Source organism: Paraburkholderia sp. NPDC080076 (assembly GCF_050281145.1).
GTDB lineage: Bacteria > Pseudomonadota > Gammaproteobacteria > Burkholderiales > Burkholderiaceae > Paraburkholderia.
Window position 1 is genome coordinate 53,953 of sequence record NZ_JBNNWQ010000013.1, and the last position, 17,056, is coordinate 71,008.

At 61.6% G+C, this 17,056-nt stretch carries 13 protein-coding genes; 7 read left to right on the forward strand and 6 right to left on the reverse strand.

Annotated features, from left to right (window positions below; translation table 11 throughout):
- The first annotated feature begins 89 nt into the window (after window positions 1-89).
- Both ACQKRQ_RS36060 and ACQKRQ_RS36065 read left to right on the forward strand, forming a co-directional pair.
- The gene (locus ACQKRQ_RS36060) at window positions 90-677 is read left to right on the forward strand and encodes an NUDIX domain-containing protein (RefSeq protein ID WP_427482392.1); all 588 of its coding nucleotides are present in this window, start codon (window positions 90-92) and stop codon (window positions 675-677) included.
- A 222-nt stretch (window positions 678-899) separates the two neighbouring features.
- Window positions 900-1,229, forward strand: coding sequence for a hypothetical protein (locus tag ACQKRQ_RS36065; protein WP_342960527.1), 330 nt, complete (start codon window positions 900-902; stop codon window positions 1,227-1,229).
- A 126-nt stretch (window positions 1,230-1,355) separates the two neighbouring features.
- On the opposite strand, the gene ACQKRQ_RS36070 is transcribed toward ACQKRQ_RS36065, so the two are convergent.
- Window positions 1,356-2,357 (reverse strand): aldo/keto reductase, encoded by a 1,002-nt coding sequence (locus ACQKRQ_RS36070; RefSeq protein ID WP_427482395.1) that lies wholly within the window; start codon window positions 2,355-2,357, stop codon window positions 1,356-1,358.
- 229 nt (window positions 2,358-2,586) lie between these two features.
- Here ACQKRQ_RS36070 and ACQKRQ_RS36075 point away from each other — a divergent pair, with 229 nt between their 5' ends.
- A complete protein-coding gene (locus ACQKRQ_RS36075; RefSeq protein WP_427482397.1) occupies window positions 2,587-3,534 on the forward strand; it encodes a LysR family transcriptional regulator in 948 nt (315 codons plus the stop codon).
- A 30-nt stretch (window positions 3,535-3,564) separates the two neighbouring features.
- Here the strand turns inward: ACQKRQ_RS36075 and ACQKRQ_RS36080 are convergent, their stop codons facing one another.
- A complete protein-coding gene (locus ACQKRQ_RS36080) occupies window positions 3,565-4,725 on the reverse strand; it encodes a porin (protein WP_427482399.1) in 1,161 nt (386 codons plus the stop codon).
- 521 nt (window positions 4,726-5,246) lie between these two features.
- Between ACQKRQ_RS36080 and ACQKRQ_RS36085 the strand changes: the two genes are divergently transcribed.
- Together ACQKRQ_RS36085 and ACQKRQ_RS36090 are read left to right on the forward strand one after the other, a co-directional pair.
- Window positions 5,247-6,356: an OpgC domain-containing protein gene (locus tag ACQKRQ_RS36085; RefSeq protein ID WP_132382997.1), complete on the forward strand. Its 1,110-nt coding sequence runs from the start codon at window positions 5,247-5,249 to the stop codon at window positions 6,354-6,356.
- A 99-nt stretch (window positions 6,357-6,455) separates the two neighbouring features.
- Window positions 6,456-7,379, forward strand: coding sequence for an alpha/beta hydrolase (locus tag ACQKRQ_RS36090; RefSeq protein WP_427482401.1), 924 nt, complete (start codon window positions 6,456-6,458; stop codon window positions 7,377-7,379).
- A gap of 51 nt (window positions 7,380-7,430) precedes the next feature.
- Here the strand turns inward: ACQKRQ_RS36090 and ACQKRQ_RS36095 are convergent, their stop codons facing one another.
- Window positions 7,431-8,513, reverse strand: coding sequence for an AI-2E family transporter (locus tag ACQKRQ_RS36095; RefSeq protein ID WP_408314097.1), 1,083 nt, complete (start codon window positions 8,511-8,513; stop codon window positions 7,431-7,433).
- A gap of 372 nt (window positions 8,514-8,885) precedes the next feature.
- Here ACQKRQ_RS36095 and ACQKRQ_RS36100 point away from each other — a divergent pair, with 372 nt between their 5' ends.
- Together ACQKRQ_RS36100 and ACQKRQ_RS36105 are read left to right on the forward strand one after the other, a co-directional pair.
- A complete protein-coding gene (locus ACQKRQ_RS36100; protein ID WP_106311561.1) occupies window positions 8,886-9,167 on the forward strand; it encodes a DUF3331 domain-containing protein in 282 nt (93 codons plus the stop codon).
- Between the two features lie 271 nt (window positions 9,168-9,438).
- The gene (locus ACQKRQ_RS36105) at window positions 9,439-12,015 is read left to right on the forward strand and encodes an adenosylcobalamin-dependent ribonucleoside-diphosphate reductase (protein ID WP_408178364.1); all 2,577 of its coding nucleotides are present in this window, start codon (window positions 9,439-9,441) and stop codon (window positions 12,013-12,015) included.
- A 54-nt stretch (window positions 12,016-12,069) separates the two neighbouring features.
- Here the strand turns inward: ACQKRQ_RS36105 and ACQKRQ_RS36110 are convergent, their stop codons facing one another.
- The 3 genes from ACQKRQ_RS36110 to ACQKRQ_RS36120 form a co-directional block, all read right to left on the reverse strand.
- Window positions 12,070-13,227: a glycosyl hydrolase gene (locus tag ACQKRQ_RS36110; RefSeq protein ID WP_427482557.1), complete on the reverse strand. Its 1,158-nt coding sequence runs from the start codon at window positions 13,225-13,227 to the stop codon at window positions 12,070-12,072.
- Window positions 13,228-13,306: 79 nt separating this feature from the next.
- Window positions 13,307-14,170: a hypothetical protein gene (locus ACQKRQ_RS36115; protein WP_427482404.1), complete on the reverse strand. Its 864-nt coding sequence runs from the start codon at window positions 14,168-14,170 to the stop codon at window positions 13,307-13,309.
- Window positions 14,170-16,848: a type VI secretion system Vgr family protein gene (locus tag ACQKRQ_RS36120; protein ID WP_427482406.1), complete on the reverse strand. Its 2,679-nt coding sequence runs from the start codon at window positions 16,846-16,848 to the stop codon at window positions 14,170-14,172. The genes ACQKRQ_RS36115 and ACQKRQ_RS36120 overlap by 1 nt, the downstream gene beginning before the upstream one ends.
- Window positions 16,849-17,056: the final 208 nt, after the last annotated feature.

The following is a 17,056-nucleotide window of genomic DNA, read 5'->3' on the forward strand; positions in this document are numbered from 1 at the left end:
CGAAATTACTTGTTTTTGCACGATATCGCACGATACCATGATTCGCATGCGGGGCTAACCGCGTTTCCCTACAGAACAGGATGCGAGCCATGAACGAAATCGCCGAACGGGTCAGGATTGTCGACGTCCAGGTGCTGTCGGACGACTGGTACGTGCTGAAAAAAACCACCTTCGACTTCCAGCGCGCCGACGGCAGTTGGCAACGCCAGAGCCGCGAAACCTACGACCGCGGCAACGGCGCGACGCTGCTGCTCTACGAACCGCACCGGCGCACGGTCGTGCTAACGCGGCAATTCCGCTTGCCGGCGTTCGTCAACGGTCATCACGGCATGCTGATCGAGACGCCGGCCGGGCTGCTGGAGACCGCGTCGCCGGAGGAACGGATTCGCGCGGAAGTCGAGGAAGAAACCGGCTACCGGGTGCGCGACGTCCGCAAGGTATTCGAGGCCTTCATGAGCCCGGGTTCGGTCACGGAGAAACTGCACTTTTTCGTCGCTGAATATGATGCGGTGGCGAAAGTCGGCGCGGGCGGCGGCCTCGCCGACGAAGGTGAAGATATCGAGGTGCTGGAGCTGCCGGTGGACGACGCGCTGGCGATGATCGAGCGCGGAGAAATCGTCGACGGAAAGACCATCATGCTGTTGCAGTACGCCCAACTGAATCTGTTCGGCACGTAGTTCGAACGTGGCGAGTTTCCGCGCTTTTCGGAATCATCCTACCCGGCATTAGGAAAAGGACGATAGGTTAAACACGGCAGTAAAAATATTCTTACGCATCCCAGTGAGATTGACCGGCGCCGCAGTCAAGGCGACGCCGGTTTATCGAATGGAAAACCCTTTCCGTCAGAATATTTTTAATTCGCCGCCTTTATCAAGGCTGCGGGTAAAGCCGAGGTTCAAATGGATTCTCTCAGTTCCGCAAACCGATTCATGAACGGTTTTTTCTTCGGCACCCTGATTGCCGCCGTCATCATGGTGCTCCTGTGCAATGCAGGCGAATTTTCGCCGTTTATGGCCAAACTGCATGCACTCGAACAGGTTACGATGACCGCGCTGATTTCCATCGTGATCGTCGACGCGAAACCATTGGCCTATAAAACCGTCTGGCGCGAGCGCCGCTGCAGCTTCGTCCTCGACGAGGACATCAACGCCACCCTTCGCGGCCGGACGTTCGGTATTCCGTTTGGCGTTATCGTCGGCATTCTGTTTCAGAATTACGTGATGAATTGAGCGCTAATCCGTTTTAATACGCCGCTCGATATTCATAGTCTGAAATTCGCGCGCCTTGTGATAATCCGTTATCCAAGGCGCGCGATTCGTTTACGTCTTTCCTTTTCCCAATAGCCGATCAGCCGATCAATGCCCGCTGCGTTCGCTGTCGAGATGCGCCATCTGCACCTCGTTGTAGCGCGAACCCGCCACGGCTTCAGGCGGAATCGCAGCTTCGATGCGCGCCAACTCGTCGGCGCTCAGACGCAACTTGGTCGCCGCGAGCGCATCCGTCAACTGGCTGCGGCGCCGCGCGCCGACCAGCGGCACGATGTCGTCGCCGCGTGACAAGGCCCATGCAATCGCCAGTTGCGCTGGATTGGTGCCGCGCGCGTCGGCGATAGCGCGCAGGGTTTCGACCAGCGCCAGATTGCGCTCGAGGTTCTCGCCCTGAAAGCGCGGGCTCACGCTGCGGAAATCCTTCTGCGCGCCGCGCTCCTTCGACCACGTGCCGCTCAGCAGACCCCGCGACAACACGCCATACGCGGTGATGCCGATGCCGAGTTCACGGCACACCGGCAAAATCTCGGCCTCGATTCCACGCGACATCAGCGAGTATTCGATTTGCAGATCGGCAATCGGCGCGACGGCCCGCGCCCGGCGCAGCGTGTGCGCGCCGACTTCCGACAAACCGATCTGGCGCACGTAGCCTTCCTTGACCAGATCGGCAATGGCGCCGACGGTCTCTTCGACCGGCACGGCCGGGTCGAGTCGCGCGGGGCGGTAAACATCGATATAGTCGGTGCCGAGCCGCCGCAGCGTATACGCGAGGAAATTGCGCACCGCCGCCGGCCGCGCGTCGAAGCCGATCCAGCCGCCGGCCGGATCACGCATCCCACCGAATTTCACGCTGACCACCACGTTCTCGCGCTGGCGCCCTTGCAGGGCGTCGCGGATCAGCATTTCGTTGTGGCCCATGCCGTAGAAGTCGCCGGTGTCGAGCAGCGTGATGCCAGCGTCGAGCGCCGCGTGAATCGTGGCGATGCTTTCGTCGCGGTCGGCCGGGCCATACAGATCGGACATGCCCATGCAGCCGAGGCCGATGGCGGAAACTCGCGGGCCTTGCTGGCCCAGTTGACGTGTATTCATTGCGTGCATTCCCGAAGTCGTTTGATCACGTTTAGGATGACGGCGAACCGGCCTGCGTGAAGCCGCGTTTGAAGCCGGATCCGTCACGCCTGAGCGGCATTCTGCGCCCGAGCCGACAAGCGATAAAGGCGCGGCGTTCGATCAGATTGGTCGAAAACGGTTAACAATCAGGGTAATGGAAAGCCACCCGAACCCGGTCCGGCTGCTTCTCAGACGGAGAGCGTCGTCGATGGATCACTTGCAAGCCATGAGAGTCTTCGCGCGCGTCGCGCAACTCGGCAGCTTCACCAAAGCCGCCGAGCAGATGCAACTGCCGCGCCCCACCGTCAGTAACGCGATCCAATACCTGGAAAGCCATCTGCGCGTGCGGCTGCTTCAGCGCACCACGCGGCGCGTCGCGCTCACGCCCGAAGGCGCCGCCTATCACGAGCGCTGCGTCCAGGTGCTGGCCGAGATCGACGACGCCGAGGCGCTGTTCGCCGATGTCGCCAACGGCCCGCGCGGCGTGATCCGCGTCGACCTGCCAGAGCGCTTGGCGGTGCACGTGGTGATCCCCGCGCTGCCGGAATTCTTCGCGCGTTATCCGGACATTCGCGTCGTGCTGAGCGCGACCGACCGCATGATCGACCTGATCGAGGACGGCGTGGATTGCGCGGTGCGGGTCGGCAGCATGGGCGACACGACGCTGGTCGCGCGGCGCATCGGCGAGTTCGAGCAGGTCAATTGCGCGTCGCGCGGGTACATCGAGAAACACGGCCTGCCGCGTACGCCCGCCGATCTGGACGACCATGTCGCTGTCGGCTTTTTCTCCAGCCGCAGCGGACGCGATCTCGACTGGGAGTATCAGGAGCAAGGCGAACTGAAGACGGTCGCGATGCGCAGCGCCGTCTCGGTCAACAGCGCGCATGCCTATATAGGTTGTTGTCTCGCCGGGCTCGGCATGATTCAGGGGCCGGTCGGCAGCGTGGACGCGCCGCTGTTCGCAAGCGGCGAACTCGTCGAAGTGCTGAAGGACTGGAAGGCGCCGCCGCTGCCGGTGTCGGTGGTGTTTCCGCACGGCCGACATCTGGCGCCGCGGGTGCGGATTTTTGTCGACTGGGTGGCGGAGTTGATCGGCACAAAGACGCCCGCTGTGGCGGCGCCTAAACACAAACGGCCGCGCGGCGCGGCCAGGTAAAGTTAGGCGAGGTGGTTAGCCCAGGTGAAGTCAGAACTTGTGCCGGATCGCTGCGCGCACCACGACCTGCCTCGAGGTCGATGAAGGAGACTGCGTGCCGACGTTGAACGCGTCGTCCAGAATCGAATAGGTCGCGTCGCCCGTCACCTGCTGATACTCGCCCTGGATGTAGACGTCGGTGCGTTTGGACAGGTTGTAATCCGCCATCAGGCCGAACGAGTGAATCTTCGGCTTCACGCCGCCGGTCGAGGCGTCGTAGGTTTCCATCGTGTACACGTACTGTGCACCGACGTACAGCATCGGCGAAATCTGATACTTGCCGTTCACCTCGAAGTTCTGATACTTCAGCGAGTTCAGCAGTACGCCCGGCGGCACGAGCGGCGTCACGCCGAGATAGCCGTTGCCGGTCGGGTCCAGATAGTTCGAGTTGGTATAGACGAAGCCGGCCGTCGCCGGACCGAACGTATAGGTGATGCCACCGCCGAACACACGCATACGGGCGGCGATGAAGCTGGCGTCGTTCGCCGTGATCGCCCCGTTCGCTCCATTGCCGGGATTGTCGGCTTGCAGATAGGCCGCGGCCACCAGCAGGCCGCCATAAGAATACTGGCCGCCGAAACTGTACGCGCGATTGTTGGCGAAGTTGGTGTCGTTGCTGAAGCTATAGACGCCGCCGAACTGGAAGCCGGACAGCGACGGACTCGTGTACTTGATCGAGTTGTCGAGCCGGAACGAGTTGTCCGTGTTGTCGTTGTCGTACGGGTGGGAGAAGAGCAAGCCGGCCCAGTTGCCGTTGGCCGTGGTCTGGGCCAGATAATCGACCACCGAATCGTACTGGCGGCCGAACGTCAACGTGCCGTAGCGCTCCGCGCTCAAGCCGACGAAGGCCTGGCGGCCGAACATCCGGCCGCCCTGGTTGAGCCGCCCGGAACTCACGTCGAAACCGTTTTCCAGCTGGAAGATCGCTTTCAGGCCGCCGCCCAGTTCCTCGGCGCCCTTCAGCCCCCAGCGGCTGCCTTGCGCATAGCCGCTCGCCAGCTCATAGACGTGGCCGCGGCCGACATTGTTCGTGTAGTTGATGCCTTCGTCGAGCACGCCATACAGCGTGACACTCGTCTGCGCCAGGGCGGGCGCGGCAAAAGCGGCGGACATAGCGGTGGAGACAGCTAGCGCGAACACTTGCTTGTTCATGACGATCTCCCTGCACTCGAGCAATGGGACAACTCGATCCGGCCGCTTTGTTCTTTGCGCCTTACAAGGTGCTGTATCGACCTTGACGCGCTTTCAGAAATCCTCACACGCCGTTAGGTCGCCGTCCATTGGGTGTCGTATCGATATCTCGAAACGTTGCGAAATCTCCACTTGGTGCGTTGGGCCCTTTTGTCGCGGCGCTCATTCAGGTAAACGGCGCAACGCCGCGCGGACTTGATACCGGCTGCGGCCCACGCGCGCTGACTTGCCCTGCCGCAGGCAGATTTGTCACGAAAAGAAATATAATCGCAACCTTCTTGCGGCGGCGCAGCGGAACTCCGCGCCGCCACGTGGGTCATTTTTACTGCCCCCTGCAACCGCGCCACGTCCGGCCGGTTGAAAGCGGCGACGCGGGTCGCGTATCCGCCGCAGCATCCAATCCAATTTCTAAAAGCCTTGTGAGACGCCTGCCGCGCTGAACCAGCGCGCCGTCGCACGGGGTTTGCTTTTGGCGCCACACAATGCAAAAGTCGCAATCCCGCCTGATCGAACTCGATTTTTTTCGAGGGCTGGTCCTTCTGATCATCGTCGTCGATCACATCGGCGGCAGCATTCTGTCGCGCGTCACCCTGCACGCCTACGCGCTGTGCGATGCCGCCGAGGTCTTCGTGTTCCTCGGCGGCTTCGCGACCGCCACGGCCTACGCCGCACTGGCCGAACGGCGCAACGAGACGATCGCGCGCAGCCGTTTCCTGCGGCGCTCGCTGGAGATCTATCGCGCGTTCCTCGTCACTGCTGCGCTGATGCTGTTGGTCAGCGCCGTGCTCACCGCCTTCAGCATCGACGGGCCGAATCTCGCCACCACCGATCTCGACGATCTGATGGACACCCCGCTCGCGGCTCTCGGCGACATCCTGCTGTTCCGCCGTCAGCCGTATCTGGCCTCGGTGCTGCCCATGTACGCGTTCTTCGCCCTGCTGGTGCCGATGATCCTGCCGCTCGCGCGCAGCAAGCCGTGGCTGCTGCTGGCCGGTAGCGTCGCGCTGTGGGCCGGCGCGCCCGCAATCGACGCCTACCTGCCCGCCGCGCCGGACATGCATTGGGATTTCAATCCGTTCGCCTGGCAATTGCTGTTCGTGCTCGGCGTGCTGGCCCGTTGCCAGCCGGTTTATCAGCGCATCAGCGCGCACCGTCTGAGCTGGGTCGTCAGCTTGCTGGCGTTTGCGGTGGTCGCGGCCGCCGCTTATTACAAGCTCTTTATCGAGCACGAGCCGCTCGATGGCAGCCTCAAGCAAAACCTCTCGTACCTGCGCGCGGTCAATTTCCTCGCCATCGCGTGGCTCGTCGCGAATCTGATTCAGCTCGGCTGGGCGAAGAAGCTCGCGCAATGGGTGCCGTGGGTCGGCGTGATCGGCCGCAAGGGGTTGCTGTGCTTTATCGCCGGCGCGGTGATCTCGCTCGTGGTCGATTCCGTGCTGTACGCGGCGACGGACGGCTATCTGAACTATCCGCTCGGACTGCTCGCGGATGCGATTGCGATCGGCGCGCTGTTCGCGGTGGCGCTGGGCGCGGAACCGCTCAAGCGTCTGGCCGGCCGGCTGTATGCCGGGCGGCTGCGTACGTCGCCCTGAGCGGCGTGCGCCGGCCGGCGACTGTTGCTCAAAAATTCACCGCCGATCCTGATAGCATGACGGCCGCGCGCGACCCACGCCGCGGCCTCCTACTCTGACATGCGTCTATTCCTACGTTCCGCCCTCGTTGCGCTCTGCGCGGCCTCGAGCAGCGCGCCAGTGCTTGCCAGCACCATGATCAGCCGCAGCTTCCATTCCGACGCCCTTGGCCGCGACTGGGCTTACACGATCTATCTGCCGACCGGCTATCGCCATGACGCCGGCCGCCTGCCCGTGCTGTATCTCCTGCACGGCAACAACGGCGACGCCAACGACTGGATCGCGCAAGGCCACCTGCAGAGCGCCGCCGACGCGCTGATCGAGCACAAGGACATGCCGCCCGTCGTGATCGTGATGCCGCAAGGCGGCACGGACTGGTACGTCGATCGCAAGGAGAAGATGGAGACCGCGTTCTTCGAGGATCTGCTGCCCGAGATCGAAGCGCGCTACGCGGTCTCGACGCAACGCGGTGGACGGATGATCGGCGGCGTCTCGATGGGCGGCTTCGGCGCGCTGCGCTATGCGATGACGCAACCCGAGCGCTTTTGCGGCGCGCTGCTGCTGAGCCCCGCGATCTATCCGAACGAGCCGCCGCGCGCGTCGGCTGCGCGCCGCGTCGGCGTGTTCGGCGAGCGCGAGTTCGACGCGCGGGTCTGGCACGAACTCAACTATCCGGCGCAGTGGGACCGCTATATGAGCCGGCCGTATCGTCTGCCGATGTTCATCGCCGCCGGCGACGACGACCTCGCGATCCAGGCCGATGCGTCTTCGCTCTATACGCACTTGCGGCTGGCGGGCAATCCGGCGGCGCTGCGCATTATCGACGGCGGCCACACGTGGGACGTCTGGAGCACGCTGCTGCCCGCGGCGCTCAAATACACGCTTGGTTGCGTGAAGCCGCAACCGCAACCGCAGTCGCGACCGCAGCAACCACAGCAACCACAGCAACCGCCGCTGGAACATCCTTCGTATCAGCGGCCGTGAACGGTTCAGCAGTGCTGGCTGAAATGGGATGGGCCTGAAAAAACCGTGCAACTATTGCACGAGGTCGGTCCACAACACCATCAGCACGGTCATCAGCGCGGGGCCGATGAAGATGCCGAGCAGGCCGAAAGTTTCCGCTCCGCCGAGAATGCCGAACAGCACGAGCAGGAACGGCAAACGCGTCGAGTTGCCGATCAGCACCGGCCGCACGAAGTGCTCGGCGATGAACACCACGACCGAGCCGAACACGGCGAGGCCGACGCCCGCTGCCACCGAGCCTTGCGCGACCAGCCACAAGGCCGCGAGACCAAAGGTGATCGGCGCGCAGAACGGCAGCATCGCGGCGATCGCGGTGACGAGCGCGAGCAGCGCGACATGCGGCAGGCCCGTCACGAAATAGGCGACGCCCATCAACGCGCCCTCGCCGAGTCCGACCACGACCAGTCCCGACACCGTGCCGCGTACCGCCGTGGCCATCCGCAGCAGAAGTTGCGCGCCGTCGTCGCCGAAGCCGCGCCGCACGCCCTTCAGCAGCGAGCCGGACAAGCGCGGCCCCGCCTGAAAGATCACGAACAGCGTGATCAGCATGAAGCCGAACACCGCCACGGCATGCACCGCGCGCGCGCCGAAGTGGCGGCCGAGCGTCATCACCGTGGTGCTGTGCAGTCCTTTCATGGCGGCCGATTCGCGCAGCGGCTGAGCGAGGTTGGCCTGCCACCACGTGGAAGCCTGCTGCACGCCGAACGGCAGATGCTGGATGAAATCCGGCAACGGAATGCCGTTTTCCTGCGCATCTTTGAACCACTCGTTCATGTCATGCGCTTCGCGTAGCGCCTGGGCAATGCCGATGCCCACCGGCAGCACGACCAGCAACGCGATCGCCAGCGTCAAGACAGCCGCGATCAGCGTCGTGCGTCCGGTGAACCAGCGGTTGCCCTCGACCCTGCGCAACAGCGGCCAGAGTGCGATCGCAATCACGGCGGCCCATGCCACCACCGCGATGAAATCGCGCGCGACCCACAACGCCAGCAGCACCAGTCCGATGTACAACACGAGGGAGGCCGCTTTCTGCTTCTTCAGGCAGTCCGACGCGTCAGGTGGTTCAGGAGGTGCGACAGGCGGGCGTGAATTCATGTGAGCTCTTATGGTTTTGTGAAGGTGCCCCCAAGGGACTTCCTTCGGTGTGTGCGCGAGCCGACCGGAAAAATGCAAAACCGCTACACTGCCGTTGCACGGTCGCTCATCAATAACCACATCTTAAAGGAAGCACCGGCGCCCTTTGCGGGTCGAACGCTTGTCTCACTGCGTACAACACTGCGTTGCAAAAATCCGCCCTATCGTAAATTCAACTTAACAATGGCCCGCGAAGGCCCGTCTTTTCGGGATAGCGCGAATGTCAAGTTTCATTGTTGCTATTTGAAGAACAGTGTTTCAACCGCGACACAATGGCTATCCGACGCGCGCGGGACTACATTCGGCACACCACACAATACGGAGCCGACGACGATGACCTTAGAGTCCATCCCCCTTGACGGTACCAATGGCGTCCGCATCGAGATTCTCGAGCGTTCGGACACGACGCTGGTAATTCGCTGGGTCGAGCCGGGTAAATGTCATTACGGCGAGCAGCGGTGGCGCCGCAGGTCGGCACATACCTCGGGAACCTGCGCGGTCTCGCGCCGCAAGATTCGCCGCGGCGACGCGGTATTCAAACCGGCCGAGCGGCCGGCGCCTTTGAACGCTTCCGCGATGATTTGCGCTGAACTGCTGGAGTGCGTCGAAGCCTGAGCCTCATCTGCCTGCCGGCGTCGCGCGTGCGTTCCGCCACGTGCCTGACGCGCCCGATCTGCCCGGCGGACCAACCCACATAGCGGCACGCGCCTCGCGCGACCCGCTCCGCGCCGTGGGTGAAACACCCTCTGATTGCGGCCCTTCGCCACGTGCGTTAAGGTGGACGTCGTTGCGTCAAGTCACCTGCCGGCTCCACGCGCGGCGCTATCGTGACCCGCACGTCCACCCACCGCGCCGTGCCCCGTGCGGCGCCGATTGAGGGCATACCATGGCCGAAGACACGCCGGAAACCCGCGCGCAAATAGCGCCCCCCGCGCCGCCCGCTCCACTCGTCGCACCGCAACAATTCTCCCTCGACGTCCTGCTAGAGAAGTACGCGAAAGGCGACGAACAATCGGCCGACGATGTGTTCAAGCGCGTCGCGCGCGGCGTCGCCGAGGCGGAGCCGCAAGCGTTGCGCGAGTCGGTTGAAGCGCTCTTCGTCGACAACCTGCGGCACGGCGCGCTCGGCGCCGGCCGCATCATGAGCGCGGCGGGCACCGGCATTGCGGCCACACTGATCAATTGCTTCGTGCAACCGGTGGGCGACGCGATTCAGGGCGTCGACGAACAAGGCCTGCCCGGCATTTACGTCGCCTTGCTGCAGGCGGCCGAAACCATGCGCCGCGGCGGCGGAGTCGGCTACAACTTCTCCGCGATCCGTCCCAAGGGCGCGCGCGTTCACACCACCAGTTCATCGGCGTCCGGGCCGTGCAGTTATATGGACGTGTTCGACGCGTCGTGCCGCACCGTCGAGAGCGCCGGTTCGCGGCGCGGCGCGCAGATGGCCGTGCTCGACTGCAATCACCCCGACCTGCTGGAGTTCATCGAGGCCAAGCATTCGAAGGGCCGCTGGAATAACTTCAACGTCTCGGTCGGCGTGACCGATGAATTCATGCGCGCGGTCGAGGAAGATCAGCCCTGGCAACTCGTGCATCGCGCCGAGCCTTCGCCCGCCCAACGCGCGGCCGACGACGTGCGGCAACGCGAAGACGGCCTGTGGGTCTACAGCGAACGCCCCGCGCGCGCGATCTGGGATCGCATCATGCGCTCCACGTACGACGTCGCGGAACCCGGCATCGTGTTCATCTCGCGCATGAACGAGGACAACAATCTGCGCGCGGTCGAAACCATCCGCGCCACCAATCCGTGCGGCGAACAACCGCTGCCGGCGTACGGCTGCTGCAATCTCGGGCCGCTGAACCTCACGCGTTTCGTGATCGATCCGTTCGCGCAGATGAAAGGCCGCAAGCCTTCGTTCGACTGGGACGGCCTCGCCAAACGCACGCGCACGCAAGTGCGCTTTCTCGACAACGTGCTCGACGTCACGCTGTGGCCGCTGCAGCAGCAATACGACGAGTCGCGCGCCAAGCGGCGCATCGGCGTGGGCTTCACTGGCCTCGGCGATACGCTCGTCATGCTCGGCTTGCGCTACAACTCGCAGGAAGGGCGCGACTTCGCCGTGCGCATCGCGCAACTGATGCGCGACGAGGCGTATCGCGCATCCGTGGAACTGGCGCGCGAGCGTGGCGCATTTCCGCTCTTCGATGCCGCGCGTTATCTGGAAGCCGGCACGTTCGCCTCGCGTCTGCCCGAGGACATCAAGCAGGCGATTCGCAGCGATGGCATTCGCAACAGCCATCTACTGTCCATCGCGCCGACCGGCACGGTGAGCCTCGCTTTCGCGGACAACGCGTCGAACGGTATCGAGCCGGCGTTCTCGTGGACCTACACGCGTATGAAGGTGATGGCCGACGGCGGCCGCGAATCCTTCGATGTCGAAGACTACGCGTATCGGCTCTATCGCGAACTCGGCGGCGACACGAGCAAGCTGCCGGACTATTTCGTCAGCGCGCTGGAAATGTCGGCGCGCGACCATCTCGACATGATGGCGGCCGTGCAACCGTACGTGGACACGTCGATCTCGAAGACGGTGAACGTGCCCGCCGACTATCCGTTCGAAGCGTTCGAAAGCCTCTACTTCGATGCGTGGAAAAACGGCCTCAAGGGTCTTGCCACCTATCGGCCCAACGAAACGCTCGGCGCGGTGCTCAGCGTGAGCCCGCCGCAAGCCGACGACACGCTGGCCGAGAGCGACCTCGACCCGTTGCGGATCGCGATCGATCATCGGCCTAAAGGCGAGCTGCCCGCGATCATCGAGAAAGTCGAATATCTGACGCAGGCGGGCAAGAAGTCGCTCTATGTGGCGGTATCGTTCATCGAGGTCACGGGACGGCTGGGCGGTGAAGACGTCACCATCGAACGGCCTATCGAGTTCTTCATTCCGACCGGTCAGCGCGACGAATCGCAGCAATGGATCACGGCGACGATGCGTTCGCTGTCGCTGGCGGCACGCGGCGGTTTTGTCGCGCGCAACTTGCAGGACATGCGCAAGGTTTCGTGGGATCGCGGCCAGGTCCGGCTCGGCGAGGTGCAGCGTCTCGACGGGCATCGCACGCCGCGCTGGCACGATTCGGAAGTGGCCGCCCTCGCCTTTGCGATCCAGCAGATTCTGCATCGGCGCGGGTTTCTCGATGCCGAAGGTAACCAGGTGCCTTCGCGCATGCTGGCGCGTTTGCCGCGCGGACAGATGCGCGCCGAGACGGCGTTGCCGGCGGATTTCGGCATCCGGCCGCATCCCGTTGAGACTGACGCCGACGCGCTCGCGTTGACGCAGCCCGGCGGAGCGCAAGGCCTGCATACGATGCTTGGGCGTAAGTGCGGGTCGTGCGGGGCGAATGCGGTGATTCGCAAGGACGGGTGCGACTTTTGCACGGCGTGTGGTGAGGTGGGGGCGTGCGGGTAGATTGGGTGGGTCGTGACGTCGACCCACCTATTCAAAAACGATAAACCCAGATCGCTATAGTTTCCTTTTCTTCAGCGTGTAGGCAAACAACGCGTACTGCGTGTTCGTATCGGGATCGAAGTAGCCGCCTTGAGCAGCCCCGTCATTCAGGTCGCTCCATGACCTTCCGAAATCCTTGCTGACGAAGGTGAGATCCCGTGGTGCGCCATCGCCCGTCGCATCCGTGGCGTAGACCAGCAGCACCCCTTGCTGACCTACGCTGAGACCGTCGAGCATCAAACGGTCGTCAAACGTATGCAACTGCTGCACACTGGCTTTCTGGACGTTTCTCCATACTGAAACAGCGCCTGTGCGATGCCCCTTGTCGCTCGGGTCATCCCAATTGCGCGGCGCCCCCAACCGGGACAGCGCATACAGCGAGTAACCGCCGCTCGTTTGCGGGGATGATTGCAGGTCGACTACCGTCTGGTCCGGCAGCACGACATCCTGCTCGAAGTCCGCCTGGTCCCAGTTCAGCCGGTAGACAAGACTGGATGTTTTGATGTCGCCAGATTGTTCGACATAGTAGGCAACACGCAGCACACCATCGGGGGCCAGGTTCATCCCGTCAAATGTTTTGCGGGGCTTACCAACGTCGGCGAGCGGCGGCACCTTGACCTCGTGCCAGGACTGACCGCCATCCGCCGTGCGCCATATGTGAGGTCCCCATCCAATTGCATAGCCGCGTTGCGGATCGAGAAACAGCAACTGTCCGATGTTGTGATCTGCTTGCCAGTTCAATTGCGTCCAGTTGCGGCCGCCGTCGCTGGAGCGCCAGAGTTTGGTAATTTGCGGTGCCAGGCCGTTCGATAGGCGAGGTGCTTTGTAATCCATCCAACCCGTGCTGATATAGACGGTACCCCAGTCTTTTGAATACCACCATGCGGCATCCTGACCTCGTTGCTGGAACGTGCGCTTTATCCCAGCTTCGATGGTCCCCTGCAAGAAATTTACAGTTGACCGGTTTAGGCGCTCGCCGGAGTCATTCATCCATTCTTCGGTTGGCTCTGCCACCTGCGGATCCTTCAACTGACTCGCTGGCTTGAAAGTGATTTCTGGATCTGCGAGCTTCAGACTGATCACCTGGTTTCCGCGAATACGAAATTCTCCGCCACCATAGGGCTTGTCACCTTTTGAAAAGGCGGTCGCAATCGTTTCCCAACCTGTCGTCATGCTCTGGTATCCATAGGTTACAGCGGCGAGAAGCGCGAGCCCGCCGATCGAAATTTTCCAGCGTTTAGCTTTTTGCATATCACTTCGCCAGCAGTCGGCCGAGAGCCTTGCCGACGGGATCATCCATATCCGAGCGGTTAATCATGTTCGGGAGGACCACTTTGCCACTGTCGACCGCCTGCTCCCACGTTCGTGCGTCACCCCACTCCTGAATGTTTGGTTGCGCCGTAATTTTTGCGAGGTCCGAAACCGGAATATCTGCGAGACCGCCATCCAGATAGGCCAGAGGGTGTGTCCTGAACGCGAAGGCCTTGAACATATCGTCGTCGAGTTCAAGTTCGTATTGCGGAACCATCATCTTGAAGCTGCCATTCCCAGGCTTCTGGCTGCTCATCCGAATCAAATCTCCCATCATGTTCTTGTTGAGTCCATCTTCCATATTTTTCTGAAGATGCCACCGCGCTTTTTGTAGCCACGCCTGCCCTTCCGGACTCAACTTCGGATACAGCTTGGCTCCATAAGTAGAGCAATAGTAGTACCCATAGCTCACGTAATACGAGGGCGGTTTATGCTCGCAACCGACATGTCGCATCATGAAATTACCATGACGAGACCAATCGGAATCGGTGCTCTCAGGCGCTATCAACTGCTCGCGACGATGCAGCAAACGACGCACGACCTCCTTGTCTTTCCATGGATCCCACGAGGTGGCAAAAGCCTTGACCGTTTCCCAGGCACTTGACACACTAACCTTTTCTACCGTTTCAAGATACTCACCGTGTAATGGCTGATAGTAGTACGGACATTTCCCGATTATCGAAGCCGCTGCGGGTTGCACGATCCTGTTGCAACTGCTTAGCGCGACTGTCGGGCGAACCTGATAGCCGCTGGGCGTCAGCATTGCCGTGCCCGTTCCAAGGACTGTGCCCTGCTTGTCACCCATCAATGGTTCTCCAGAAATTTAATGACCACGTCTTTGGGCACGTGACTCTGCGTCAGCCCTGTTTCACCGAGATCGTTCGTGACACCCTGCGAAATGAGCGTGCCGTCAGAGAACATCTGGAACCTCGTATTGGCCGCGGGGATATCCGTGCCTGCCCAATGCGCGATAAATGCCTGATCGTAGTTACCTTCCGAACCGGGCATGGTGGGGATGGCAGCGGACATTTGTGTTGGCCCTGCGAACGAATGCTGGCCGCCCTTGACATCGATCTTGCCAGGCGCATGAATCTCGATGTTGCCGTCCCTAACTCGGATATACGCACCGCCCGATGTAAGCAGGATTTCCTGCTTCGCTGCCGCCTCGACCTTTTCCGTTGCCGACAACAGCTTCAACGTCTTTTGTGCGGTCAGTTCGATGTTGTCCGCGTGCGCCTGAACTTCCACCTTGCCTTTGCCCGCAAACAGTTTCATCCCCGCGCTCTGCACGAACAGACTGATTTTCTCTGAGACGCTCGCGATCAGTGATTTACCGGCTGCGATATGCATGTTCTGTCCGCCGACGAGGTTCAGATGCTGGTCAGCGGACAAATGTGCGGACTTCGGCGTGGACATGGCGATGCCCGCCGGGCTGCCAAACAGCATGACCGGCTGCTTGAATGCGTTCGCACTCCCCGTTCCGCCTCCCGCGGTGTTTCCACCTGATGATGAGCCCGACACGCTGTTCTGTGTCGCGTCACTGAATGACTTCAGCGAGTCGTACCCATCCTTGAGGCTTTCCGCCTGATGCGTGGTACTGGAATTCGACATCGCTTCCAGCACGCTTTCCGAATTGACCAGTTGGGCGGACGTTTCCCGCGCGTCCAGCGGTTGGCTGGCCGCCGGATAGGTGGTGACGTACAGACCTTGACCCGCGCGCACTGCACCGTAGGCATCGGACTTCAGATCGAAGCCGCTGCCGAGGTAACGTCCTCTCCTATTACCGGACTGATCGATCAGGTACCCCAAATGCAATTGGGCATTGGAGTTCGTGGAATATAGATGAACGCGATTCTGGCCGGTAGAGTCATCCATTAACATCTGGCTGTAGCCGCTGCCCTGATATTCCCTGGATTGGTAGCCGGACAGCAACCCGTTGGAATGCCAGTGAGGTTGTGTTGCGCCGTTGTAGACGCGGCCCGTGACTAGCGGCCTGTCACAGTCGCCGTCCAACCAACTGATCAGAACCTCTTCGCCGAGCCGTGGCACATGTACGCCACCATATCCACCGCCCGTATCGGACATGGCAACGCGCACCCAGCATGACGAGTTTTCATCGCCGTTATTGAGCCGGTCCCAATGGAAGCGCACCTTGATGCGGTTCAGCGAGTCCGTGTAGACCTCTTCATTGGCAGGGCCGGCGACAATCGCTGACTGCAAATGCATGTCAGGTTTGTGATGCTCGAACGGGCTGCGATATGGAGCGGCCTTGCGTTGTGCCTCAATTTCGACAACGAAGAAGCCTTCACTACCATCAGCGTGCCGAACTTTCAGTCCGTCTTCAGCGGCATAGTTTGTTCTGATGGCCGCGAGGTCGCCCTTCAGGCCATCAGGGAAATCCGCAGCGTGGCCGGGCGCGGGCAGGTTGTTCTCAACGAACCAGGTGGCCTCGACAATTGCGAACCGCCGGTTCTGGGCGCTATCTGCGGCGTGCGCGGGGTGATTGTCGAGTTCGAACCAGCGGCCGGCATCCGCGCCTCGCACACCGCCCGCACCGAAGAACCGCTTGGCTCGTGATTCCCACTCTTCCACGCGAACTTTGGACAGGCTATCGCCCCGGTCCTGTTTGCCGTAGCTATAAGCCCCGGTATATTCATACACTTCCGCTTGCTGGGGCAGGCTTCCTTGAGTAGGAAGCGTCGGGATGTTAGTCCCCTTCGGATTGCCCGGCGAAGCGGGCGCCTTGTAATCGAAGGTGCGAGTCGTGAGCGTCACGCTTTGCAGCATTCGCGTGCCCGACCAGAGAACAAACGCATCGGTCTCGCTGTTCGTGCCGGCGCGATAGAACTGAACCGTCTGCGGTGAAAGTGAGGGGAGCGAGTCCAAGCTGTCCGTGACGATGAACGTATGCGACTTGCCGTCGCCCGCCTGCTCGAAATAGCCGAACAGTCCCTCACTTTCCATGAGCCGGTGAACGAAATTCCAGTCGCTCTCGTATTGCACGCAGAACGAACGCGAGGGCAAGGGCTTGCTTAGGGCGAAACGGAATGCACCTTGGGCCTGCGGGTGCATGTTGAATACATCGGTCAGGATTTCGTCGGCCGGCTTGTCTTGCCAGATACGCGCATCTTTACGGAAGCGCAGAAAGTGCATCCACGATGCAAACGCGATCTGGTAGCTCGTGAGCCCGCTATCCGATCCGAGGCGACGTGCGGTATGCACATATCCGTGATGAGGCAGATAGGACTTGTCTGTCTGCTGGATCCACAACGTCGCCGGCTGGGCGATCAGGGTCTTGAGTTCAACCGCGCCCGATGTGGAAACGACATCGGCAGTGAACTCGTAGTCACGACCGATTCGTGAGCGACCGACGACCCGCTGGGGCACCAGGACATCAGTTCCCAGTGAGGTATCCAGCTTCAACAAGCGGTCACTCTGGACAAGCCCGCCGGTTATCGCCCCGATTATGTCCTGCGCACTCATACCGCCTCTTCTTGTTAGCCGACTGCGCGACCGCGCTCTGCGCGATTCTACAAAACATCAGAAGAATCGGCCAGCCACTAATAGTCAGCAAGTGTGAAGCGACATTAATCTTTGAATTGTAAATATGCGTCGGGCATACGTGGAAATGCTTCGGCATGAGAAGCGTTGGATGGTAAACACGTCATACAGCAGCCACGGCCGTACGGGC